This is a genomic window from Vibrio sp. YMD68 (assembly GCF_029958905.1).
Classification (GTDB): domain Bacteria; phylum Pseudomonadota; class Gammaproteobacteria; order Enterobacterales; family Vibrionaceae; genus Vibrio.
Window position 1 is genome coordinate 1,963,675 of sequence record NZ_CP124614.1, and the last position, 26,549, is coordinate 1,990,223.

General features: G+C 44.5%; 11 protein-coding genes. 6 read left to right on the plus strand and 5 right to left on the minus strand.

The genetic code is table 11. From position 1 onward, the window contains the following. Positions 1-16 precede the first annotated feature (16 nt). The gene (locus QF117_RS14955; RefSeq protein WP_282386507.1) at positions 17-12,841 is read right to left on the minus strand and encodes an LEPR-XLL domain-containing protein; all 12,825 of its coding nucleotides are present in this window, start codon (positions 12,839-12,841) and stop codon (positions 17-19) included. A 490-nt stretch (positions 12,842-13,331) separates the two neighbouring features. On the opposite strand from QF117_RS14955, the gene QF117_RS14960 reads away from it, so the two are divergent. Beyond that, positions 13,332-14,240: a dienelactone hydrolase family protein gene (locus QF117_RS14960; RefSeq protein ID WP_282386509.1), complete on the plus strand. Its 909-nt coding sequence runs from the start codon at positions 13,332-13,334 to the stop codon at positions 14,238-14,240. 212 nt (positions 14,241-14,452) lie between these two features. Here the strand turns inward: QF117_RS14960 and QF117_RS14965 are convergent, their stop codons facing one another. Next, positions 14,453-16,081, minus strand: coding sequence for a glycoside hydrolase family 32 protein (locus QF117_RS14965; protein WP_282386511.1), 1,629 nt, complete (start codon positions 16,079-16,081; stop codon positions 14,453-14,455). Positions 16,082-16,254: 173 nt separating this feature from the next. Further along, positions 16,255-17,241: a LacI family DNA-binding transcriptional regulator gene (locus tag QF117_RS14970; protein WP_282386513.1), complete on the minus strand. Its 987-nt coding sequence runs from the start codon at positions 17,239-17,241 to the stop codon at positions 16,255-16,257. A gap of 209 nt (positions 17,242-17,450) precedes the next feature. On the opposite strand from QF117_RS14970, the gene QF117_RS14975 reads away from it, so the two are divergent. The 4 genes from QF117_RS14975 (at position 17,451) to QF117_RS14990 (ending at position 22,535) form a co-directional block, all read left to right on the plus strand. Continuing rightward, a complete protein-coding gene (locus tag QF117_RS14975) occupies positions 17,451-18,896 on the plus strand; it encodes a sucrose-specific PTS transporter subunit IIBC (RefSeq protein ID WP_282386515.1) in 1,446 nt (481 codons plus the stop codon). Between the two features lie 136 nt (positions 18,897-19,032). Further along, complete coding sequence (locus QF117_RS14980) at positions 19,033-19,968, plus strand: aminoimidazole riboside kinase (protein WP_282386517.1); 936 nt, start codon at positions 19,033-19,035, stop codon at positions 19,966-19,968. Positions 19,969-20,305: 337 nt separating this feature from the next. After that, a complete protein-coding gene (locus QF117_RS14985) occupies positions 20,306-21,262 on the plus strand; it encodes a hypothetical protein (RefSeq protein WP_282386520.1) in 957 nt (318 codons plus the stop codon). A gap of 283 nt (positions 21,263-21,545) precedes the next feature. Beyond that, the gene (locus QF117_RS14990) at positions 21,546-22,535 is read left to right on the plus strand and encodes a rhodanese-related sulfurtransferase (protein WP_282386522.1); all 990 of its coding nucleotides are present in this window, start codon (positions 21,546-21,548) and stop codon (positions 22,533-22,535) included. Positions 22,536-22,663: 128 nt separating this feature from the next. On the opposite strand, the gene QF117_RS14995 is transcribed toward QF117_RS14990, so the two are convergent. Then, the gene (locus tag QF117_RS14995; RefSeq protein WP_017034559.1) at positions 22,664-23,275 is read right to left on the minus strand and encodes a YitT family protein; all 612 of its coding nucleotides are present in this window, start codon (positions 23,273-23,275) and stop codon (positions 22,664-22,666) included. A gap of 285 nt (positions 23,276-23,560) precedes the next feature. Here QF117_RS14995 and QF117_RS15000 point away from each other — a divergent pair, with 285 nt between their 5' ends. Then, positions 23,561-23,980: a BLUF domain-containing protein gene (locus QF117_RS15000; RefSeq protein WP_282386525.1), complete on the plus strand. Its 420-nt coding sequence runs from the start codon at positions 23,561-23,563 to the stop codon at positions 23,978-23,980. An 82-nt stretch (positions 23,981-24,062) separates the two neighbouring features. Here QF117_RS15000 and QF117_RS15005 read toward each other — a convergent pair whose 3' ends face one another. Then, a complete protein-coding gene (locus QF117_RS15005) occupies positions 24,063-26,546 on the minus strand; it encodes an ATP-binding protein (RefSeq protein WP_282386526.1) in 2,484 nt (827 codons plus the stop codon). Positions 26,547-26,549: the final 3 nt, after the last annotated feature.

The following is a 26,549-nucleotide window of genomic DNA, read 5'->3' on the forward strand; positions in this document are numbered from 1 at the left end:
TGATCCTTACTACTTGTTAGATGATTCTTACTTTATGTTGATTATCCTGAATACGAACATCGGATTCAGGTTGTGCTTTAATCCAGAGGCCTAACTGCGCATCGAAAAACAGTAGATTACCCACTTGGTCTTCTAATTCAGCCTCTTCGTCATTACTTGCTTCAGAAGGTGAATTAGGTTGCGATGATTTGGCATCATTTGGCGCTGGTGCCGTGCTTTGATTTGAATCTGAACCGTTATTTGCTTGCCCTTTGTTTGAAGGTGCTGGGGACGATTGCGCTGAAGTCAGTGCATTTGTCGTAGCAACAGGATTATTCTCATTCTCTGTTTCTGTGAGAGCAGCAACCTCTTCATTTCCTGTCTCACCTAGCACGATGACATTATTGGGTTTTGCAGAATTGTTCATACCACGAACATCAGCACCCATATCTCGGTTCAAAGCATTTCGAGAACTCTCTGGCTCGTTAAACTGCGTGCTGATTGATTCGCGGTTTTCTAACTCGTCTATTAACAGGTCCATTTCACCGGATAAAGAGAAGAAGTCGTCTGTCGTTGTCGCGACAGGGTCACCAAGGAACGGAGGTTCGTCCCACTCACCGATTCGGTCTGGATTGACTTCAACATGCGCATTTTCATGCAAGATCATATCTAAAAGAGCGTCAGCAAAATTGAAGTTTGGTTGTTCACCGCCAAGTAAGAAATCGGGAGAGAGGTCAACACCTTCAGCATTGCCTTCCCAAGTGCCTAAGTGCATGGTGTCAGCGCCTCCAGTAAAGGACTCTTTGGACTGCGCAATGTACTCTTTATCGTTTTTAAAGAAAATGTTGCCTTCATCACCAACTAAGATGTCACTGCCGATACCACCGTATAGCTTATCGTTAACACGGCCGCCAAATAAGTTGTCGTTGCCTTCACCACCATAAAGCTCATCGTTAAATTCACCGTTCACGTTTACCTGAGCAATCGTTTTTGCTGAATCTCTGTGTCCATTACTCAGCCACTTGAATGTGCCCTGATCACCAATGAGGGTATCTCGCCCTTGATCACCTGTTAAATAGTCATTACCAATGCCGCCAATAGCGAAATCTTCACCTTGATTACCAAAGATTCGGTCATCGCCACCAATGCTGAAGTCGGTAGAAATCATTTCACGAGCGACCCAATTATCATCATTAATTTGATAACCTGCATCACCCATCATGATGTCTCGCCCTTGCTCCCCGGTTATTACGTCATCACCTTGGCCGCCAAAGACAAAGTCATCTCCCTCACCAGCCAAAATCTTATCATTGTCGCCGATATCAACCTGAGTGGTCACAATCTTCAACGCTTGTTGAGCTTGGTTACGAATCACATAACCGCTGTCGCCAAGGATCACGTCATTGCCAGCATCACCGTCTAGATCATCCTGACCACCACTGCCAATGATAACGTCATGTCCATCACCTCCAGAAATCGTGTCGTCTGCACCCAGTTCGGCTTCACGGGAAATGACATCAGCTCGTGAACCATTAGCTGGGAAGACTATGCCTAAATCACCCAGCAACACATCAATACCCTGATTACCTTGAATATTATCTGACCCGACTCCACCAATTACTATGTCATCACCACGACCCGCTGTAATCACATCGTTGCCACCTTGCGACTCTTCGGTGCTTTCAATGCTTACTAATTGCCAGCCTGAACTTTGAGTCGTGCGAGTCACTTGACCGTTGTCACCTAAAATCAGGTCGTGATCATTTCCGCCAGTTATCACATCGTTATCACCGCCACCGGCGATCACATCGTTGCCATCATCACCGTGAATCGTGTCTTTACCACCATTGCTCGCGTTACGCGCAATCACATCGTCGGTTTGTCCGTTGGCTGGAACCACAATACCTAGGTCGCCCAGTAAGACATCGTGACCGGAGCCACCAATGATTCCATCATCACCCGTACCGGCGATCACAACATCATTACCGCTGCCCGCGTTAATCACATCGTTGCCACCTTGAGACTCTTCGGTGCTTTCAATGCTCACGAGTTGCCAGCCTGAACTTTGAGTCGTGCGAGTCACTTGACCGTTGTCACCTAAAATCAGGTCGTGATCATTTCCGCCAGTTATCACATCGTTATCGCCACCACCGGCGATCACATCGTTGCCATCAAAACCGTGAATCGTGTCTTTACCGCCATTGCTCGCGTTACGCGCAATCACATCGGCGGTTTGTCCGTTGGCTGGGACCACAATACCTAGGTCACCCAGTAAGACATCGTGACCGGAGCCGCCGATGATTTCATCATCACCCGTGCCCGCTATCACCACATCGTTACCGCTGCCCGCGTTAATCACATCGTTGCCACCTTGTGACTCTTCAGTGCTTTCAATGCTCACGAGTTGCCAGCCGGTACTTTGAGTCGTGCGAGTCACTTGACCGTTGTCACCTAAAATCAGGTCGTGATCATTTCCGCCAGTGATCACATCGTTATTACCGCCACCGGCGATCACATCGTTGCCATCATCACCGTGAATCGTGTCTTTACCACCATTGCTCGCGTTACGCGCAATCACATCGGCGGTTTGTCCGTTGGCTGGAACCACAATACCTAGGTCACCCAGTAAGACATCGTGACCGGAGCCACCAATGATTCCATCATCACCCGTACCGGCGATCACCACATCATTACCGCTGCCCGCGTTAATCACATCGTTGCCACCTTGAGACTCTTCGGTGCTTTCAATGCTCACGAGTTGCCAGCCTGAACTTTGAGTCGTGCGAGTCACTTGACCGTTGTCACCTAAAATCAGGTCGTGATCGTTGCCACCGGTGATCACATCGTTATCGCCACCACCGGCGATCACATCGTTGCCATCAAAACCGTGAATGGTGTCTTTACCGCCATTGCTCGCGTTACGCGCAATCACATCGGCGGTTTGTCCGTTGGCTGGGACCACAATACCTAGGTCACCCAGTAAAACATCGTGACCGGAGCCGCCAATGATTTCATCATCACCCGTACCAGCGATCACCACATCGTTACCGCTGCCTGCATTGATGACATCGTTGCCACCTTGTGACTCTTCGGTGCTTTCAATGCTCACGAGTTGCCAGCCGGTACTTTCCTGCGTGCGACTGACTTGACCGTTGTCACCTAAAATCAGGTCTTGGTCGTTGCCACCAGTTATCACATCGTTATCACCGCCACCGGCGATCACATCGTTGCCATCATCACCGTGAATGGTGTCTTTGCCACCGTTGCTTGCGTTACGCGCACTCACATCGGCGGTTTGTCCGTTGGCTGGGACCACAATACCTAGGTCACCCAGTAAAACATCGTGACCGGAGCCGCCAATGATTTCATCATCACCCGTACCAGCGATCACCACATCGTTACCGCTGCCTGCATTGATGACATCGTTGCCACCTTGTGACTCTTCGGTGCTTTCAATGCTCACGAGTTGCCAGCCGGTACTTTCCTGCGTGCGACTGACTTGACCGTTGTCACCTAAAATAAGGTCTTGGTCGTTGCCACCAGTTATCACATCGTTATCACCGCCACCGGCGATCACATCGTTGCCATCATCACCGTGAATGGTGTCTTTGCCACCGTTGCTTGCGTTACGCGCAATCACATCGGCGGTTTGTCCGTTGGCTGGGACCACAATACCTAGGTCACCCAGTAAGACATCGTGACCGGAGCCGCCGATGATTTCATCATCACCCGTACCGGCGATGACAATATCGTTATCGGCACCAACATCGATAGTGTCATTACCACCGTGAACTTCATCGCTGTCGGCGCCAGAATTCACCTCAACAAAGTGCCAACTCTCTACTATCTGTGCATCTAAATCTTTGTCATAAGTGAACTGGGCTTCTCCGATGACGTCACCGTTATCACCAAGAACGATATCTGTGCCTGATCCAGTCTGTATAACATCATCACCGTTCCCAGCGATAACCACATCTGAGCCACTGCCCGTATTGATTGTGTCGTCACCACCAAACGAAGATTCTTTCGAGGAAAATTTAACACCGTTACGATCAACAGTTGCTCCGGTAATTACTCCTAAATCACCAATAACCACATCTTGACCGTTGCCAGTTGTAACCTCGTCGTCACCTAAGCCGCCAATGACAAGATTGTGACCCGCAGAAGCTGTGATGTTGTCATTGCCTGTAATTATTGTATTAAGTGAGCTGGCTTCAAGGACATATAAGGTCTCATCGCGAGTTACAGAACCTACATCACCAATTATTAGGTCATTTCCTGCACCGGATTCAAGTACATCATTTCCTGCACCACCAATAATAATATCGATAGCCGATTCACCTTTAATGATGTCATTCCCGCCCTTCTCAACGTATGTTGATACAATATCTGGAGCTGGATTAATACCGACGGTCGTACCTGCAGGTTGAATATTGGCATGATCTCCAACAAGAATATTATTACCGACGACACCTTGCTGAGGAGAGGCAGTGATGGTGTCCGAACCGGAACCGCCAATCACAGTGTTACTGCCACCAGCAGCAATAATAATATCGTCGCCATCTTGGTTGCTATGCACTGATTTGATCGAAGTATAAGCGGCACTGAATGTCGTTTGACGTATCACTTCACCGTGGTCACCTAAAATGACATCGCTGCCTTCGCCGCCATTTAGAGTATCTGCACCGGCTCCGCCTAAAATAATATCGCGACCAGCACCACCTATTATGTTGTCGCTAGTATTGGATACACTGCCCGTGAATTGACTCGCTTGCGCGATAAACTCACCCAGTGTTTTTCCGCCATCCGCACCATCTACGTAACCATTATCACCAATTAGTACATCAAGCCCGCCTCCACCTTTAATGGTATCTGAGCCTGCACCGCCTAGAACAATATCTTGTCCAAAACCGCCATCGATGTCGTCATCGCCACCTACGTTCCCCGTTGCTTCTGCAAAGGTGATATTCGACGCACCAAAGCCAATTTCGCCAAGATCAGCAACGATGGTGTCATTACCTTGCTCGCCGAAGATTGTGTCCTTGCCCGCTCCAGCGATAATGAGGTCATCACCGTCACCACCTTTAATTGTGTCTGCTCCACCGGAAGTTTTGTCAGATACCATGGAGTTAAGATCAATCGTTCCGCCATCCGCGAGAATACGATCATCACCCATACCACCGTAAATCGTGTCAGACCCAATACCTGCGATAATAATGTCATCACCAGAATCACCATATAACGTGTTGTTACCGCCTGTAGTGGTTAATCTATCGGCACCTCGACCACCATAAATAGTGTCATTTCCGGTCCCCGTTGAAATGACATCATCGCCAGCCTCACCATAAACGGTATTATTACCACTTCCAGTAATGGTTATTGTGTCATTCCCTTCACCGCCATAAATAACGAAATTACCGTTACCTACAACGATTTGGTCATTACCAATACCACCTTGAATCGTCACATTAGACGATGAGGATCTTGTGACCATTGCGGCAGAAAAAGCGTTCGTCGTATTGAAGAAAACCTTGTCATCGCCACTACCTGTATCAATATCAATGGATACACCGCCACTGAATCCTTCAAAGTTCAATACATCGTTACCAGCACCAGATTTGATGACGATTTGATCAACATTGGAAAAACGTTGTGCTTTATCGCCATCTTTATAAAACTCAGAATAAACCAGAATATCGTTACCAGATTGAACGATACGGAACTCTTCATTTCCATCGATAAGCTCACCAACGGTTCGATCGCCCGCATAATCACCCATATTTAAGGTGAGCTTTCCACCGTCGACATTCCCTAGAGAAAGCTCAGGCTCATAATTATGACTAAAGTCGATTAAGGTTTGTTTAGGAAGAATGGCCCAAGAGTCACCACCAATTTTTTTCTTACCGACCAGATAGTTAAAGTAGACATCAAAATAGACATCTATTCCTGCCGATATTTTTCCATCTATTTCAAAGAGGTACTCTGGCGTTTCAGTGATAAGTTGGATAAATTCAGAGGCGCGAATTTTGCCGTCTTCATTTGGGTCGGTTAAATCAGCGCTAAAATCAGCGCTTAAGTATCCTTCAACGCCAGCTTTGAACAGGAATAGGTTAACGTTGGCATCCAATGCAATGGTTGCGTTAAACCATGCTTCTGGCTTTTCTCTGCCGTTCTCATAATCCGCAATGTAAAATCCATCAAGGATATATTTAGAATTACCGCTTTCGATCATTTTGGTAAAGCCACTGGTATCGTAACCAAAGGCCAAATCAAAACCGAGATCAACGCTAAATTCAACATCAGCACTCAACCCAACCTTGGGTACACCAGGAACCTTGGCTCCTATGGTTTTCTCGAAAGAAAGAGCAAAAGATGGAAAGTGCCACAAGAACAAATCGATGTTGCTGGTATCACCAGAAAGAAGTCTCAGCGCCATCATAGGATCGGTCAATATGGGAAGTGAAAGACCATATTTACTGTCTGAACTGCTTGATTCACTGCCTGAAAGAGCACCAGCTAGAGCCGGATTCTCTTTAGAAAGGCTTCCGTATGGATCGTTAGCGTTAAAATCGCCACCCGTCAGATTGGCTAAATCAAACTCATGTTCGCTCATTCCACCCGCAAACGGATCCGTATCTGAGCCAAAGTCATAAGTACCAAAGTTGATCGTCAGATCTGTCTTGTCTTCTAACAGAACAATGAGCGTGTTAACTTTGTCAACCATATCAATAAACTTGACCGCACTATCAAAGCTTGGGTTTGCTCCAGACGTCATTTTACCGATATCTAATAGCGAAGTACGACCCAAAATATCGGATATGCCTGGAACTGGTGAGGTAATAAAATCGAGAACTGGACGAATTGGATCGAGCGCATCATCGACAAAGCCAATAATTGGTTTTAAGAATCCTTCTAAGAACTCACCCACATCTAAAGTAATATCACGTAGTTCGAACGCCTCAACCGTCATTACTTCACGTGCTTCACCATAGAGGACTTTTGTATAAGTATGGTCAAAGAATAAATTGGTACTTATGGCTGGCAAACTCACTGGCAAATTATCTTCAAACCCAGCATCAAGCATAAGGTTAAGCACAGTCTCAAATTGAGCCAGTACCTCTACCATATGTTTCTGACCTTTCATTTCATCAAAGGTCATCATGCCATCGTCGTTACCGTCGTTAAGATCGATACCGATGGTGCCGGTCAGTGATGTCTGAACATCCGCTGATTTGTTGTTTGATATCGATGCTTGAAGAATACCCAAGCTTGCCGATAGCTCTGGCATATCAGAAAAATCAGCCACAATTTTCAGCTCAAGCTCATTGTGGTCTACTAGTACACCATTAACTTCTCTAACATCGTGAAGGTAGAAGCCATTTTCGATGCTAAAGCCAAAGCCCAAAGCCATGCTGGCAATCGCACTCACACCAATAGTGCCATCTTCAACACTTAAACCTAATCCTGGGAAGCCAAGGTCAGCATCTAAATCAATATCGGTATTGAACAGCTCGTAATCAAAATCAATCGTAAAGTCGACTGACTTTGAGTCAACATTGTCATTACCCGTTACTGTTGCGTTCCAACCCAACGCGCTAAATTGTTCCTGTAACACGTTCGCGATCAGCGTTGAAGTGGTTGGCGGTATACCAGGATAGTTGAGTTTAAATTCTTCTAACTCTTGCCAAAGTGCAGGGACAATAGCATTACGCAGATTAGAGATGAAATCCCCTGCCCCTTCTAATGCACTACCAATAACCGGTATCTCAAAACCAAACACGCTATCGGTTAAAATTTTATCTAGGGATGCAAAAAATGTATCTAAACCGCTGATGAGTATTTCAGGGTTATTAAGGTAATTGAGCTCCGCAAACATAGAGGCAAAATCAGGCGTTTGGATATCAACTTCACGCTCTCCATTGTCATCAACAATATCGCTGATATTAATGACAACATCACCTACTTTCACTCCAGCAACATACACTGGCAGTATGGCTTGCGCTCCACCACTGATTGAAGTGTCGACAAAGGTCGTGTCTACTTCACTAAACTCACTAAAAAAGAGCAACGAATCTTCATCACCTTCGGTATCCGGCTTATCGTCAGTGATACCAAACTTGAACTCTAGATCGTTACCATCGCCTGCAACGACGCTGAAATCTTCATTATTTGCCTTATCACCTTCGGCATCATCTCCAGAGATCACGGCTGTGCCGTCTCTGACTTCGATTTCGAGCGCGCTGAGATACGTTTTAAAGTCAAGATCAGTGCCATTAAGCTCAGCATTGATCTTTAATCCTGTTTCCGCAGTATCTAAGAAGAACTGATCCCCTGTACTTTCAACGGTTAAGGTTTCTGAACTCCACTGATTATCGCTGGCTTCTAACTGGGCTAAACCCAACGCATGAAGAATATCTGTGTTTGACACTCCCTCGATGAGCAGCGCAGGCTCTTCAGCTTGTATGTCCGCTATCGTCATAGTGGCACCATTGGCTAACGCTAACTTGTTCCAAGTTTGTACGTCAGTGGACAGCGATAGTGCACCATTTTCACTTAAGCTAAACTCTAACAACTGGCTCCACATTATGTGTGCATTGTTTGAAGACCCTTGAGTGCCATCAGAGTATTTAAATAGCCCTTTATTCAGTTCGCGATTCACATCTTCAACCCACTGAGACAGACTGCGTTCTGGATCTGCGGCTAACTGCAATTCAATACGTTGGTCGTTTACACTAATAGAGAATTGAATCGCATCGGTTGGGTCAAAACTGTTGGGAAGATTATCGAAATTAAAGGTGTTGGGTAGTGCAATATCCTGAAGCGTTTCGCCAAGTGCGTCGAGCCCGCCAATGGCCGGCTGTGCAACGCTGTTATCCGTTAGAATAATTTGCCCATTCTCTAAACTCGCGACTAAATCATCGGAAAGGGCATTAATCGCCTCGATCAAAACATCGAGTGTAGCGGTAGACAAGTTAAGCCCATCAAGATCTAAACGTAACTGTTCACCACTTTTAAGCGTAAATTGAAGATCCGCTTGTTCCGTTTTATCGGTTGGCAAGCCTTGTCCATCATTCAGTTCACTCAGCAGCGTATTGCCGTTCGCAGGCGTGGTCGATGAAGTCAGCTTAATACCCATTAACGCCGTCAAACTGCTCGTGAGTGTTAAATCCAACGCGCCATCTGCGCCAATTCCAACTAAACTGCCAACACCGTCCAGTAGCTTACGTACATCAGGATCATCCACACCTTTCAGCAGTTCCTGCAAGTCTACATTTAGAGCAACGGATTGATTGAAACCCGCTAGCTCATAGTCAAGATCAAGTAGAATTACGGGGCCAGACCCTTGATAGTCTGCGGAATAACGAATATCAAAAGCGTCTGAAGGAATCGAGAGTAGCTTTTCAATTTCAGCCTCGACAAGATCCAGAGCCATATCTGGATTCTCTTTCACTTGGTCGACTTTCTCGGCTAAATCTCCAGTAATATCTAAGATATCTTTTAAGCTAAGATCAATCAGCGGCAGTGCGGTATCGTATAAACCCGCTCCTAACAGACTATCCAAGGTAGCAAGTATGGTTTGCAGCCCTTCAACCATATCGCTATAGCTCATGGATGAAAGTGACCCGATACTATCTAGCCCTTTGAAATCGTAGTTAACAACTGGATTTGATAATTGCCCATCTTCCCACTGAGGCAGTTCAATCGAAGCATTTACCCCTAACTCCCCCAGAGCAACCTCAACATCTCCTACTGCAACAACGTCATCGATAACAAGGTTGCCAAGTAAGCCGCCTTCTTTGCCGCTGAAGAAATCAACCGAAACCAAAGACTCTGACGTTCCTTGGTTGCTCGCCTCTAACAACTGGTTGAGGTTAACTCGATTGTCATCATCGGCCAGCACGATGCTAGAACCTAAAGACAAGTAACCGTTAAGATCGGCTTCAACGCCAAGCATTCCGATATTTGCTGTAATATCAACGTCATTTAGCTCAGCAGTCACAACCGCAGAAAAGCCTGTGTCTTCTAAGAAAACACGATCTCCAAGATTTTGACCATGCAATTCCCCGCTGTATATTTTGCCTTTGGCATCTGCAGAACCACTAAGCCCTAACACTTGAGCCACTAGGGAATCACCATTGAGCAACGCAGAAAACTCTGCATTACCCAGCGTCATTGAAGACAAACCAAAAGCTTTAGCCGAAGATGAGGTAAACACTCTCAGTAAGTTACCGGCAGAGTCTTTCTCGCTCTCAACTTTTAAAATACTATCTGGTGTAAATACCACACGAAATTCGTTTGAGTTTGCCTCTCTAGAGACGGAAATAACGTCTCCCCAATGAATACTCGCTGCGTTTACTGAGCCGGCTAAATCTGATTGTTTTAGACCAAGGTCACTGATGTCTAGGTTGAGGCTATCTAAAGCTTGGTTAAATGCATCAATAAAACCATTGAGGTCGCGATCCGCCTTTGCATCTATGGTTATTGCCACTGGTGTTAAACTACCAATACGCAGCATAAACGTGGAGGCACTGCTTGAAGACCAACTGTCCGCCATTTGAGTGGCTTGTAGTGAGCCATCTTCACCGACTTTCAGATTGACTACCGATTGGTATTCATCCCCAAATGTACCAGGCTTTGATGAAATAGGGCCGTCAGAAACAACGGGATCGAGCGAATTTGTAATCTGGCTAATAACAATTTTCTGTAGCTCTGCATCATACGAGGCAGAGAAAGCGCCACCAGCCGCAGTATTGATATTACTGATCACATCTTGAATCGTATCGTCACCAGAAACCTGAACTTCTATTAACGCGCCTGATGGGGAAACAAAAGTTAATTCAGCGCCATCGCCACTTGCTTCTATCCCTTCGCTCCAAATTTTCAGGTCTTTGAGTGCGGTGTCAGAAAGATCTCCCGCGCCGGAGCCAATTGGGTCTAAATCCAAACCAAGCGTCATATCAAACACGGCATTGGTTTCAATATTAATCGTACCATCTGAAGAAATACCGGTTAAATCACCAAGTGATAAACCATCACTGAAATCGTAGTCAGTTGACACTTTCGGCAGCGAAAAACTCAAATCGAACTTAACGGCATTGTCTTCAAAACGTAGGTTTAGACTTTCTGCCCAAGCTTTAATGTTTTCACCAGAAGCATTGGCGACATCATTGCCTAGAGCTTTTGCAAACGCGACAACCACATCATCAATAGAATCGACAGCGAGATGACGTTGAGGATCAGATATTTTTATTACTTTTTCGTCATCGACTTTTTGACTTGAATCGGTGAATTTTAGGCGGTTACTATCTTTAGTCACCGACAACCGATCTTTTAAGTTGGTATTTTTTTGAATAGAGGTATGCAGTGCCGCCACTAAAGCATCAATCGTTGTGATTTCAGGTGCTTCTTCTGTCGGGTACCATTCGATCAATTCCCGAGTTCCATCACTCAACGTAATAGCAAAACTAAAGTTACTTGAAATAGCTTGTAGCAATGTTCCACTGCCATCAGTCTCTATCTCTGCGCCAAGAAGTTCGGTGCTTGTGGAAGTGTACTCGTTGGAACTCTCGCCCTCAAAGCCAATCAAATCCAGTACCGGAATAAAGGCATCCAGTAAGTTCGCTTGTAGTGATTCTCTTAAGGAAAACAGCTCCGACAGCTCAAGATCGGATAAGAATGGAATATCTAGGTCAAATGCATCGTGGTCAAAAATCGTGTCGATACGCTCGACCAAACTTTCCAATGCGATGTAAAGAATGTTCGCATCAAAAAGTGTGAGATCAGACAACTGTTCGTGCATTACAATGGAAGCATTGCTTAACTCGTTTGTTTCTGACGTGGTGACAGTGATTGACGCATCATCAGGAAGATCTAAACCATTAACGAGTTGGTCATTATCTAGAGAGAGTTTTAAATCTACAATCTGCTGATTTTCAGCATAGCCAAAATCCGCTTTTATTAGTTCCTGTGCTGAAATTGGCGCATCAGGGTCAAAAACCAATTCTTGGGCGGGATCGTCTAACCCTACAGAAACAGTTAATGTGTAATCTAGCTCTTTTAAGTCGCTGAGTGCGCCTTCGCCAATTTTGAAATCAAACAGTCCTAACTTGATTAATGCGCCCGTTAGCTCCGCACTGACTCCAATATCAGAGTTCACACTTAAATCATCGAAATGATTCGCACTATTTTGAGTATTTAAAACAAAATCAAAGCTAACAGCGTGTTCGATTACCAAATTCGCATCTTGCACGTGAGTGAGCTTGATGCCTTCTCCCAAGCTACTTAAATCAAGTTGAAAATCATCATTAGAGACGAGCGAAAAATCAAAGTTGACCGAAATCAGACCATTCTCAGCCTTATTGAGTGTGATATTGGAGTTACCATCAACACTAGCAAAAACCGAATTGAGGAATTCAGTATATTTAACCTCGGTAATCGTGTCTGGATCTATCACATAGCTTTCTAGTTTATCAACAGCGGTATCACTAACAATGCTGCTGTAATCGAGAACATTGCCAAGTTGACCAAAGAAACCGTCGCTATCTTGGTCAATAAACGGGAGCTGAATTGAACCACTATTAACCGCTTCCAAACCTTCGATTTGTTCTAAAAAAGCATCAAATTGGTCTAACTGATCTCTCAAGCTATCATGAAGCGCAGTAATATCTGCGGTGGTTAATGTGTCAGCAGAAAGCAGCAGCCTAGGCTCCATAGCCTCAAAAACAATGGTCTTCTTAGTGGCGGTATTTTTCTCAATTTTTTGCTTTTTGTTCATTCGTCTTTGCTTACTGCTTAGAATCGCACGAACTGAACTACCAATTTTGTTTGAGTGGAAAATGTTTTGAATGCCTAGACCAACCATTGGCTGAAAATCCTTATTAACCGAAGGGTTTTGTTAAGAAAATGATAATTTGAGATAAAAATCATGATGCGCGATTACATACTTTTTATGAACCAATGTCAAAACATAAGGCACCTAAATGCATAATTCTGTTAATAAATACTCAAATTATGTTACAGAATAAGTCAAACAGGTAATTACTGGTCGTTATACAACCAAAGGGTGATGCTACTAACAAAAAGTAGTAGACCTAATTTCCTAGACTTTAATCTCCCGTTTTATATCCAACTCAGCTCGATAAACAGAGTAATACTCTCCTGATTCGTTTCCTTCTCACTGAGTTTATCTACTCACCTTCCCTTAAAAATCACGGTTTCGGATTATTCCTCATCCCCCCTTTATTTGTAAACGAATGTAAATAATTGCGTTTATCTCTTTATACTGACTAAGCTTTGAATACCAAACGGATAGTGACTTCTGTCTTATCAGCCAACATCAACAAGGAAGAAAAATGATTCAAGAGAATAGAGATCAGCAAGACCATAGCAGAGCCATTCCACAAGAAGCATTTGATTGGTATGACGAATATGCACATGGGCTTATCAACCGCAGGGAGTTCATGACTCGCCTGTCTGGCTTAGTTGCCCTCGGGTTTGCGATGACAACATTAACCTCGGCTTTAATACCTAATTACGCATTGGCAGAACAGGTTTCGTTCAACGACCCATCCATCAAAGCCACTTATGAAACGTTTCCTTCACCTAAAGGAAGTGGTGAAGGACAAGGTTACCTCGTCGTGCCAAGAGAACTGAAAGGTAAGGCGCCCGTAGTACTCGTTGTGCATGAAAATCGTGGGCTAAACCCTTACATTAAAGATGTCGCTCGGCGATTAGCAGCAAAAGGCTTCATTGCGTTTGCGCCTGATGCGTTGCACCCCTTAGGTGGTTACCCAGGAAATGACGACGAAGGTCGCGCTATGCAAAAGGCCATGGATAAAGCCAAAATCGAGGAGGACTTTATCGCGGCGGCGAGCTTTATAAAGTCACATGAACTGAGTAGCGGTAAGTTAGGTGCCGTCGGCTTCTGCTTTGGTGGGTATATTGTCAACATGTTGGCTGCGGTGATGCCCGAACAGCTTGATGCAGGCGTCCCATTTTATGGCACCCCTGCTGCACCGGAACTGAGAAAGAACGTGAAAGGTCCACTGTTGATACAGTTTGCGGGTTTAGACAAACGAGTAAATGCTACCTGGCCCGACTACGAGTCCGAACTGAAAGAGATAAAAGCCGACTATACCGCTCATATCTATGAAGGAGTGAATCACGGGTTCCATAATGATTCAACAGGTCGCTACGCTGAAACCGAAGCCGAATTAGCATGGGAGCGCACCCTAGCCTTCTTTGGTGAACATTTAACGTAACTTCCGTTATGTAGCCGTTGTGTAGCCTAAGCTGTTTGGTCAAAGCTGTTTAATTAAAACTGTTTAGTTAAAGCTGTTTAGTTAAAGCTTACTCACCGAGAGTTTGGTGGTCGAATAGAGTATGAGTTGTGCTGGTGTTTGTGAAAATGCACAACTCACTTATCGACCAGTCTTTGAGCTTCTCAATCGATTAACCGTATGCCCTTTTTTCCCTAATCTTGCACAAATGGCGCAGCTGAACGGCCAATTGAATTGAATCTTGCCATTGCAGTCCCACCATGAAGGGATATATGGGTAGCATCGACCTCCGTAAACACTCGTGAAGACAATACCTGTTCTCCCTCATTCACAAAGATCTCTATCGATGAGTTATCCGCCAAAATGCGCAATGAAACCTCATCGCCAGACAGAGGTAACTCTCGAATAACGTCACCTTCTCTAATCAAGGTTCGAGTTCTATCCAGGCAAAGTCGACGACTGCTCTCGTCTAGTTCAATTTTGAAGTACTGGTTACCGTTCTCGAAGAGATGCAAAGTTTGCCCCCATGACATCGTCAACGATAAATCAAAAGACTTAGTCCCTATATCCAGTCCGTTTTGACTGAGTTCTAGTCGCTGTTCCTCCCCGTGCAGCATGCTCAGCTCCGCAATTGGCCATTGTCTTAAGCGTCCATTTTCAAACGTTAGCTGTCTTAACGCAGTCAATTGATGTACCCACCCTTCACTTGGTTGGTCGACCTCATCGGGCAACCCCATCCAACCACATAGGATACGACGTCCATCTGGTGCCAGTAGTGTCTGTGGGGCATAAAAATCGAAGCCATGGTCTAACGCTTGAGCCTCGTCCAGAAAAAAGCCTTTTGTACTCTGATTGTTGGTTTTGGCTATTCGATTATGGTGAGGAGCAGTGTGATAATCACTCTCGGATTCAATACCTTGGGGGCCAATAATCACCCATGACTGACCACCAAGTTCAAACATATCAGGGCATTCCCACATGTACCCAAAATCACCTAACTCATCGCCATATAACCGATCAAATTGCCAGTTACGTAAGTCTGTTGAGGTATAAGCGGCTAACCTGCCCTGTCTATCTTGGCGCTGAGCACCTAGCAACATGAGCCAATGATCGTGCTCATGGTCACGAAGCACTTTTGGATCTCTCATATGCTCTGTCACATTAGGAGCGGGCTTGTCTATGACCGGGCCCAGCTTATCAAAATGAATGCCGTCAGTTGAAATGGCCAAGCATTGAGTCGTTTGCCTAATGCGCTCAGAACCAATGCGAGTGTTTCCTGTGTAATAAAGCCATAACTCATCCCCAACAGTAAGCGCATGCCCTGAAAATACACCATGTGAGTCAAACCAATCAGAAGGGGTTAATGCCACAGGTTGCCATACCCAGTTGATAAAATCGGTGCTTGTGAGATGTGCCCAGTACTTGTCTTTGTGTGTGCAAGTAAAAGGCGACCACTGGTAAAAAAGGTGATACTGACCTTGATGATAAATGAAGCCATTGGGATCATTAAGCAACCCTTGCGGAGGTGATATGTGCCAATCTGGGCGATGGGTACATGGGATCGGTTTTTGAACATCGCTCAATAAGCGCAATTGATTTTTTCGAATATCTTCACCAATGCTCAGTAAAGCTTTAGATGACAAACTTGCTGGCGAACGATACGACACCTGCGTTTTACCCAAAACATCACTGCATGACAATTCTAAACCATCCAGTTCCAACCGATTTTTGTTGTTGATTTCAAAAACAAGTTTTTCGCCATCCACTAGCACACGAGTAAGGTTTCTTGTACCACCGCAACATTTTAAGATTGGCTCTAACATCGTCATCTCGCTTTGATTATTATTGGGAACGTTTGCAATCGTAATCCATCAAAATAAAAATGACAAATGAAACTCGCGATATTGGACAAAATATTGAGGAGTGTCAGACATTGAAACGACAAAAAAGCCCTCAAATTCAGAGGGCTAATTGCCATACGTATGACAAACAATCACTAGCAAGTTTCACGCTCTACGAATTGAAACCCTAATACCAACTTGCTCATGATATTCTTCTTTTCTTCAATCAACTCCAGCAAGAGACTGGCTGCACTTTCTCCTGCATAATCAAAAGTATAATTAAACGTCGACAGGCCTGGGGTGGCTATTTTTGCCAGCTCATCATTACCCACACCTAATATTTTAATCTCTTTACCCACCGTTTTATTGTGCTCTTGAATTGCTTTAATCGCGCCCAAAGCCATGCGATCGGTCGCCGCAAAAACGCCATCAACAGTAGAATGCTCATTTAACATACGGCGCATCTGCAGATAACCCGACTCGATGGAAAAGTCGCCATGATAATGGCACTCTACAGACTTACCATCCCGCTCTAACGCTTGAGCTAACCCTTGAGAACGTAAGCCATCAACAGCAATATCATTATTATCTACACCAATAAACCCGACACGCTGGCAACCCGCTTTCATTAACCGAGTCCCAGCTTCAAAGCCCACTCTAAAATCATCATGAACAACGCTGGGGATATTATGCATCGAGCCATCTTGTCCCACTAAGACCACAGGAGCTCGCGATTGAGCAATCGCATTGATAATATCGTCATCCAAGTGAGTCGCATACAGCAAAATACCTTCCACTCGTTTCTGGTTAAACAGGTGAATAAACTCGACTTCTTTTCGATGCTCTCGCTGGCTATTGGCGAGCAATACATGTTTATTATTGCGTTCAAAAACAGCGCTCAGACCATCAACCCCTTGTGCTGTGGCATTTGAAGCCATACGAGGCACAATAACTCCGACCAAGTTTGTTTTTTGGGACTTTAGATCTTTCGCTACCTGGTTAACGACATAACCACACTCTTGTACCGCTTTTTCTACTCTAATTTTTGTGGTTTTTTTAACACCGTACTCATTATTAATAACTCTGGAAACCGTCGATTTAGAGACGCCTGCGAGTTTTGCTACATCATGCAAGCTAGCCATTCTCGTTCCTTTTTTGGGATGGTTTGCGAAAAAACTGTCATAGAAAGAGCATATCACCGATAACACTCTCATAAAAAACGATCATATTAGAATTAACATGATCGTTTTCACACTATTGGTCTTAATGTTTTGACTATTTATCGAATTATCTCAATATTTAAACTGCAAACGTTCCCAAAAAATTAAACCCTACAAACTTGGAGCAGGATATGAACTACCCCGCTGTTGCTACAACATTGCTTTCCGCCTTAGGTGGTAAAGAAAATATACAAGCTCTTGCGCACTGTGCTACTCGCCTACGCTTGGCACTGAAAGATGATTCACTGGTTGATGAAAAGAAAATCGACGCATTAGAGGGAGTCAAAGGGCAATTTAAAGTTGCCGGTCAGTACCAAATTATTTTTGGTTCAGGCATCGTTAACCAAGTCTATGCTGAGATGGCGAAGCTAACAAACATCACAGAAATGTCGACGAAAGATGTCGCCTCTGCAGGTGCTGATAAACAAAATATTGTTCAACGCGCAGTAAAGGGGCTTTCTGATATTTTTGTCCCGATTATCCCAGCTATTGTCGCTGGCGGCCTTTTAATGGGGGTATTTAATCTTTTAACCGCAAATGGCTTGTTCATTGAAGGACAATCTATTATTGATGCTAATCCTGGTTTAGCCGATCTTGCTGCCATGATTAATACCTTTGCAAACGCCCCTTTTGTGTACCTTCCCGTTTTATTAGCGTTTTCAGCATCGAAACAATTTGGTGGTAACCCGTATCTGGGCGCAGCCCTAGGTATGTTGATGGTTCATCCAGACTTACTAAACGGCTGGGGATTCGGCGGTGCATCGATAACCGGTGACATTCCTACATGGAATATTCTAGGATTTGAAATTCAAAAAGTAGGCTATCAAGGATCTGTATTACCCGTTTTAGTTTCCGCCTTCATATTGGCGAAAGTAGAGCAAAATTTACGTAAAGTCATCCCATCCGTATTGGACAATTTATTAACCCCAATGCTGGCGATTTTCATTACCGGTGTGATCACCTTTACGCTCGTTGGGCCATTTACACGTGATTTAGGTTTCCTATTAGGTGACGGGCTGACTTGGTTATATGACTCAGCAGGCTTTGTTGGCGGCGCGTTATTCGGGTTTATTTACGCACCCTTTGTTATCACCGGTATGCACCATAGCTTCATTGCGATAGAAACCCAGCTGTTGACGAACATCATCGTAACAGGAGGCAGTTTTATATTCCCTATCGCTGCTATGTCAAATGTTGCCCAAGGCGCATCAGCGCTCGCGGTGGGTCTTACAACTAAAGACAACAAAATGAAAGGCGTTGCAATGCCCTCTGGCGTGACCGCTTTACTTGGCATTACCGAGCCAGCAATGTTTGGCGTCAACTTAAAATTGCGTTACCCATTTATCGCGGCCATTATCGGAGCTGCCGTAGCGAGTGCCTTTATTAGCCTTTTCAAAGTAAAAGCACAAGCACTTGGGGCCGCTGGACTTCCTGGCATTATCTCGATTACTCCAGATAAAGTCGGCATCTATGTTGTTGGTATGGCGATATCTTTTGCCGTTGCATTCTCTATCACGATTTTGCTTGGTAAGCGCTATCACGCTAAACAAAATAGATTGGCAGCAAAAACCGCTTAATAGATTATCGACTGGCTAACCGCCCTACTTAAAGACTCTGTGTTGCAGCCAAGCTTCACACAGTAACGAGTAGGGCTTTTGCACTTGGCACTTCACTTGACAATTAAAAATATAAATACACGAAAAGGTAAATAACATGGCTAAAGTATGGGTCACTGGAGACGCCGTTGTTGATCTCATTCCAGATGGAGATAATAGCTATTTGAAATGTCCTGGTGGGGCCCCTGCGAATGTTGCGGTGGGTATTGCTCGACTTGGGGGCAACGCTGCTTTCATCGGCCGTGTTGGTTGTGATCCACTAGGTAAATTCATGAAACAGGTATTGACCAATGAAACCGTGGATACCCAAAGCATGCTACTGGATGAAAAGCATCGAACGTCGACCGTGCTCGTCGATCTCGATGATGATGGAGAACGCAGTTTTACCTTTATGGTTCTTCCCAGTGCTGACCAATTTTTAGAACCCTCTGACATCCCTTCCTTCAACCACGGGGAGTGGCTTCATGTTTGCTCAATTGCACTGGCTAATGAACCATCACGTTCAACCACCTTAAATGCCATGAAAGCGATAAAATCCGCGGGCGGTTATGTTTCGTTCGACCCCAATTTACGTGACGATGTATGGACGGACCTGAATGAAATGAAACCGGTCGTTTTAGAAGCGATTGCTTTGGCGGATGTTGCTAAATTTTCAGACGATGAACTGTACTATTTAACCGAAAAGAGCGATACCGAATCTGCCATTGCCTGGCTAAAACATCATTACACCATCCCACTGACCATCATTACCCAAGGAAAAGACGGCGCACTCATCATTTTGGACAACACTCAGCAATTGGTTAAAGGTCAGCCTGTGGTTCCAATCGATACCACCGGTGCAGGAGACGCGTTTGTTGGCGGTTTGTTAGCTGGGCTTTCATCAACAGATGATTGGCAACAATGGGATAACTTAGTCACTATTATTACTCAGGCCAATGCATGTGGAGCCTTAGCAACAACCGCAAAAGGTGCAATGACGGCCCTACCGACGGAAAAGCAATTGCATGAATTCCTAAATTCTCCATCGCTGTAACACGCCCTAGGCACGAGAGAATATGGGAGCCTTTGCTTTTGTACCTGAGCATGGAGCTTGAGATTAGAGCTTCAGTTTAAAGATTAAAACCTCGTACTTATACCTGGTGATAAAAGACAAATCGTCACCAGGTTAAACAGTCGGCAGAGCATCTCCCTCTTCTTGAGCGCTCGCTTTCCGTCTCCTCAAGTTTTAAAATTCCTATCTTAATTATTAGCAAGATCGATTCGTGTACTTGGAGCCATGCTCAACTTCCTGATACTATCCCCCCTATATAAAATTTCACTCATTGGTTGACTAGTTTCGCCCTAGCCCGTCAAAACCGTAGCTCAAAAATATGCCCATTGAACCGCCACTAAATTCGTATACTGTCATCGATATTCCCTTCAACCTGCGTTACACCTGCTGGTTTTGTGGTGAGCCCTCTTCTGATTGCCTAGATTTTCCTAGCAACGAGCTATCTCGTCAATATGTGACGCACCCTTCGCTGGCAATACCCGCGTGCAGTGAATGTCATTCTATTCGCTATCCTAACCATTTAACCTCAATTTGGGCATTACGCGCTCATATCAAACAGGCGCTTATCTCTAAGTACACTAAGCACTTGGGAATTGGGGAAAACTGGACGGAACAAGAGCTGATTGATAGCGATTTCTCAGGTGCGATATTAGGTGGTTTTGGCCGAAGTGCCTGGGAAATGTATAACATTGCCAAACAGCGAGTCTCTTTCCAAGGGTGGCCCGTCTGCGTCGACGAACTTCCTATCGATTGTGATGACGACACAAGCTATTTCGAGTTTAACGGCACTCACTACTCCTCTCTCAGTGCATGCATCGACTACTTCGTTGAAGCCACAGGAATCGACAAAGATTTGATCACTGAACTGGTTCACATTCTGACGCCTGAACGGTTTGATTATGCGCTCCAAATAGCCAAGTTAAATAGACGCCCTTCCCACTCTCAACGGACCCAGATCATTGATGACATTCACCAGCAGGAAACAGAAAAACACGAAGCGTTAACGTTAGAACATCAAGAGCAAGACTCAATAACAGACGTTTCTGTGTCTGGCACCAGCGCACCAGCGTTTGCAGTAAGATGGGCCATAGAAAACGGTGTAGAGAACCTTTCTGACTTGTGTGAACAAGAAGACGCGTTCTTTGATGAGTTTGAGCATTTAGGCGGGGTCACGGCGTTTGCATCGTACAATGGGTTGCAGTTATACCTCAAAGCCCGTGAAGAGCCTGACTGGATCGCCCGCAATGACCCAAATAAACACCACTGGGGTAAGTAAGAGTTCTCACTAAAGCTTCTAAACCAAGCTGCTAAACCAAGCTTCTAAGCTAAGCTGCTAAACCAAGCTTCTTAAACTTAAATGAGTCCCTAAAGAGCCCCTAAACAAAGCGATGCAGTCCGAGCATTTTTGATTCCCCCCACGACTCCCACACTGAAAAAGGTGAATAGCCCTATTTTATGTGGGTTTTTGTCTTACCTATGCTTGGTTATACTTCGCGTGATTTTAATACGCCTAGAAGGCACGCACTGGATTTACGTTCCAGCTCGCAGAAGGAAAAACCATGTCTCAATATGTTGTATGCGCACTCTATAAGTTTGTCACGCTAAACGATTACCAAGAAATTCGCCAACCGCTCACCGAACTCCTTGAAGCCAATAAAATTAGAGGTACCTTGTTACTAGCAAGTGAAGGAATTAATGGCACAGTTGCTGGTAAACGTGAATCCATCAATGCATTACTTGAATGGTTCAAGCAAGATACTCGCCTAGCCGATGTTGTTTACAAAGAATCGTTTAATGAAGAACAGCCTTTCAACCGCACAAAAGTAAAGCTGAAAAAAGAAATCGTCACCATGGGCGTAGAAGGCATCGACCCTCTTAATGTGGTCGGTACGTATGTGAAACCAAGCGATTGGAATGCACTCATTTCCGATCCAGACGTGTTACTAGTGGATACGCGTAACGACTACGAAGTGGACATTGGTACATTCAAAAATGCCGTCAATCCAAACACTGAAACATTCCGTGAATTCCCACAATACGTTGCCGACAATTTAGACCCAGCCAAACACAAAAAAGTGGCCATGTTCTGTACTGGTGGCATCCGCTGTGAAAAATCAACCGCTTACATGAAAGAGCAAGGATTTGAAGAGGTTTACCACCTGGAAGGCGGCATTCTCAAGTATTTGGAAGATGTACCAGAAGAAGAAAGCCTATGGGAAGGTGACTGCTACGTGTTCGACGGGCGCGTTGCCGTCAATCATCAACTAGAAAAAAGTGGTTACGATGTTTGTAACGCTTGTCGCTTACCCATCACTAATGAAGACAAAGAATCGATGCATTTCGAAAAAGGCGTGAGCTGCCCTAAGTGTGTCGACAAACACAGTGATGAGCAAAAAGCACGCTTCCGTGAACGTGAAAAGCAAGTTCAATTATCTAACTTACGTGGTGAAACCCATGTTGGTGGTGAAGCTGCTCATTTGATTGAACAACGCAAAAAAGCAAAGTTGGCGCTAAAAGAGCAACAGCGTTCAGGAAAGAAAATACAATAGAATAAAACGACAGGGTGTTGTGATTGTACAGTTTGTGATGACAAGGTTTACAATGGCAATATTTACCAAAAAAGTGGTCTAGATTTTATCTAGACCACTTTTTTATCTTAAAAACGTTACCTTAAAGACTAAGGCGTACTGTTCACCACAGCCTGATAACGGCCAGGCTTATGATTCATCGCCAAAATCAAGTTCGTCGCAATAGCACCTACGATTGAAAGCAATATCAGCTCAACATTCACAATAAACAGCGACATCACCACAATCGAGCAATCAAGACCCATTTGAACCTTGCCCGCTCGAATGCCAAAGCGTTCTTGTAAGTAGAGCGCCAGGATATTGAAACCACCTAAGCTCATTTTATGTCGAAAGATGACAAGCATGCCCATTCCAATCAATCCACCGCCCAGCAGAGCCGCGTACAACGGCTGAATATGAGCGATCTGAATCACATGGTACAAATGATCAACAGCAAACGAAACAATACTCACCGCAACAAAAGTATTAATAGAAAAACGCCAGCCCATTCGCGTCACCGACAAAATGTAAAACGGCAGATTGAGAACGAAAAAGACTTGGCCAAAAGAGTAATCCGAGATCTTGGTGATAAAAATAGACAGCCCAGCCGTACCACCGGTCAATAGACCGACCTGATTAAAAAATATCACCCCGAGTGACACTAGCGCACTGCCCAGAATCAACGCTAAGAGATTCTCTCGAAGAGAATGTTCATTATCCATGTTTGAATGTCCTTATTAATACCACTGAAATTACCCACTTCGCCAGTTCAGTCACGAGCTCTGGCTTTGAAGGACGCTAAGATCGCTTCAATTGCGCAAAATGTCGATAAGGATTTATAAATTCAATGTGAAGCGGGTGTTAAAAAATCTATACAGCGTGCTTTTTACCAACAAAAATCGTCAATAAATACCGGTAATGAACGGTATAAATCAGCAGGGCTTGCTCGCATTTCCCATACTATCGCTTATATTTAATAGAGATATGTGTAAAACAGAGAATGCTCTATGATTTTATGCCGATTAATTTACGTTAGTACCATTTCCGATCATTGCGACTCTGCGGATATGGACAATATTCTCAATGCGTCGCGCAGAAACAATCAATCAAGCCATCTCACTGGGCTGCTTAGTTTCAACAAAAAGTACTTTCTGCAATGCTTAGAAGGATCCAGAGAGGAAGTAAACAAAACTTACCGTCGAATTCAAAAAGACAGTAGGCATAGCAATGTAACCATTATTTACTTCAAAGAAGTCAATTGTAGAGAATTTGGAGACTGGTCGATGGGCCATGTACCTCCTTCATATCTATCGGCGCTTCTCACACTGCAATTTTCGAGTACTGATGAGTTTAACCCTTATCAAATGTCAGGCGAAAGTGCTTACCTGCTTCTACTCGAGCTAAAACAGGATCTTCCCTCTGTTTGATTGATTGTGGGCACACTCAAACCTAGCTTCACTGACTCGGCTAACGGACTTGCACGGCTAGCCTATTCAGAGCATCGACTATTCAGCTAACTTTAGACGAGCTGCTTGGTATGCGGTTGGGCTTCAACCAATGATGAAGAGCCTCATCTAACTTCTCCAAGCTTATTGGTTTAGTCAAAACCTCTACGCAGCCTGCTGCCAGCATTTCTAGCCTGGTTTCTTCAAATACATCCGCAGTACAACCGAAAACCACAGGTTCTTTGTCCAGCTTCAGGTTTTTAATCACAGTGGTCGATTCAATGCCATCCATGACCGGCATGTGGTTGTCCATAAAGAGACAATCAAAGTGACCTGCCTTGGTTTTTTCAACCGCTATCTGACCATTTTCCGCGGTATCGTATTCAAACCCTCGTAACTCTAGCAACTTAGAGAGCAAGATGGTATTCACTCTATTGTCTTCAACAATGAGTGCCGATAATCCACTGCCGGTGAACATAGGGGTCTCGACCATGTAGACATGCCCTTCGCTCTGCACAAGCGTAACCGGTAAGTCGACACTAAACCGACTGCCTATACCTAATTCACTGTCAACATGGATATGTCCCCCCATTTCGTGGGCAATTTCTTTACATATCGCTAGCCCAAGGCCTGTACCGCCAAAGTTTCGAGTGCTGTTACTGTCCGCTTGAACGAAAGCTTCAAACACGTCACCCAGTTTTTCTTTTGCAATACCAATACCCGTATCCGTTACTGCAATCGACAAGGTTTTATTGTTTACCCCATTATCGACAATCTTCAGCTCGAACTTGATGTCTCCTTTCAAAGTGAACTTATACGCGTTCCCGAGCAAGTTTTGCAATATCTGAACAAGGCGCTTTTCATCACTGCAAATCATAATCTCATCATTATGGCTAGGCGTCTGTTGAACGAAGTTCAATCCTTTCTCGCGACAAAGAGGTTCATACATATGGACAACTTTATCCACTGCACTCATCAACGAAAAGTTGTGGGACGATATATCGAGTTTTCCCGCTTCAATTTTAGAGTAATCAAGAATATCGTTGAGGACGGAGATCATGTGCGAGCCTGACTGTAAGAGAGTATCAACATGCCCTTGCTGAGTAACCGACAACTGGGTTGACTTTAATAACTCGCCCATTCCTAACACACCATTCATTGGCGTTCGTAACTCGTGGCTCATGGCCGCTAAAAATTGCGACTTAGCGATATTCGCAGCTTCCGCTTCCAACACTTTTTGCCTGAGTGACGTTTCCAAATCAACCCGTTGTGTTACGTCTCTTTCAACCCCCATAAAACTTTCTAACTCTCCTGCTTTGTTGTAAAGAGGCGTTAAGGCAACTTCAACCCAGTACAGTTTTCCTTGCTTGGTGTAATTGATAACTTCGAAAAAAGCAGACTCGCGATTCTGGATCGCCTTTCGAATCTTCAGCGTCGTTTCACGATCAGTGTCTTCTCCCTGTAGCAACTCTCCTGGCCTTTTTCCGACTGCCTCTTCAAACGCATAACCTGTCATTTTCTCGAAAGCATCATTCACCCAAGTGATCTTGGTCTCTGTGTCAGTGAAGATCACGGCATCTCGCATATGCTTCGCCACCCTCGCGAGGAGCGCCGATTCTTCTTCTTTACGTTTCAATGCTTCTGAATAAACGATCAATTCTTGCTCTGAACGATACAACTGCTGATAAGGGGAAACCAGAACTCGGCGACCAAGAAAAAACAATGCGGAAAACGCCACTGTTGTAGCGACCAATAAACCGACAAACAAACTGTTAAACAGTGACTGCTGTGCATGACTAAAAAGTGAAGGAGACAAGGCAAAAGAGACAGAGAGCGCTTTTTCTGGGATCTCAGAGGTTTGTGTTTCCCAGCCTGTGGGAGCGATCATTTTCCAACCTAAGCGATCTTGGGTAATGCCAACCCAATAGTTACCATCATCACTCAGCCCTAAACGCAGCCTATTTTCATCGACGGTTGAAATATAAACACCTAGCCCCTCAGCAAGCCCATTATAAAGAATAGGCGCAGAGAGCATTATATATCGAACACTATTTTTCTTGAAAAAAGAATAGGATACGGAAGTTAGTAAACTTTCATCCCTGACGCCAGATTTAATATAATTGGCGACATTTTCCGGTAATATCGATTCGCTATAGATTTCATTACCGATGAAATCATAGACACTAAAATAACTGCTTACCTCTGTGACTTTGAGTTTAGCGATTTGATCTTCAAACGCTATTTTATCCGCCACACCTTGTAATGTTGAAGCTCGAACGAGCGGGTGCTCCACCATTTTTGTGAGGGTCTGTTGATGGGAATTTAGGAACTCCTTGGTGTAATTCTCAATCGTAGAGAATCGCCCCGCGTTACTTTCTTCTACAATTAAGCGAGCCGTATCTTCTGCCTGCTTTTGGACAAAAAACAAACTGACCATTGAAAAAACGCAAGCACCCAACAGGATAAAAACCGAAAAGAGGTGCATTCCATTTTTCTTGTCGAACTTAAATGTGCTTTTATCGACTTTATTCTTTTTACGCTCAATCATAGG

Coding starts and splice junctions, on each gene's coding strand:
- QF117_RS14955 (WP_282386507.1), bottom strand. CDS start 12,841: ATGGTTGGTCTAGGCATTCAAAACATTTTCCACTCAAACAAAATTGGT.
- QF117_RS14960 (WP_282386509.1), top strand. CDS start 13,332: ATGATTCAAGAGAATAGAGATCAGCAAGACCATAGCAGAGCCATTCCA.
- QF117_RS14965 (WP_282386511.1), bottom strand. CDS start 16,081: ATGTTAGAGCCAATCTTAAAATGTTGCGGTGGTACAAGAAACCTTACT.
- QF117_RS14970 (WP_282386513.1), bottom strand. CDS start 17,241: ATGGCTAGCTTGCATGATGTAGCAAAACTCGCAGGCGTCTCTAAATCG.
- QF117_RS14975 (WP_282386515.1), top strand. CDS start 17,451: ATGAACTACCCCGCTGTTGCTACAACATTGCTTTCCGCCTTAGGTGGT.
- QF117_RS14980 (WP_282386517.1), top strand. CDS start 19,033: ATGGCTAAAGTATGGGTCACTGGAGACGCCGTTGTTGATCTCATTCCA.
- QF117_RS14985 (WP_282386520.1), top strand. CDS start 20,306: ATGCCCATTGAACCGCCACTAAATTCGTATACTGTCATCGATATTCCC.
- QF117_RS14990 (WP_282386522.1), top strand. CDS start 21,546: ATGTCTCAATATGTTGTATGCGCACTCTATAAGTTTGTCACGCTAAAC.
- QF117_RS14995 (WP_017034559.1), bottom strand. CDS start 23,275: ATGGATAATGAACATTCTCTTCGAGAGAATCTCTTAGCGTTGATTCTG.
- QF117_RS15000 (WP_282386525.1), top strand. CDS start 23,561: ATGATTTTATGCCGATTAATTTACGTTAGTACCATTTCCGATCATTGC.
- QF117_RS15005 (WP_282386526.1), bottom strand. CDS start 26,546: ATGATTGAGCGTAAAAAGAATAAAGTCGATAAAAGCACATTTAAGTTC.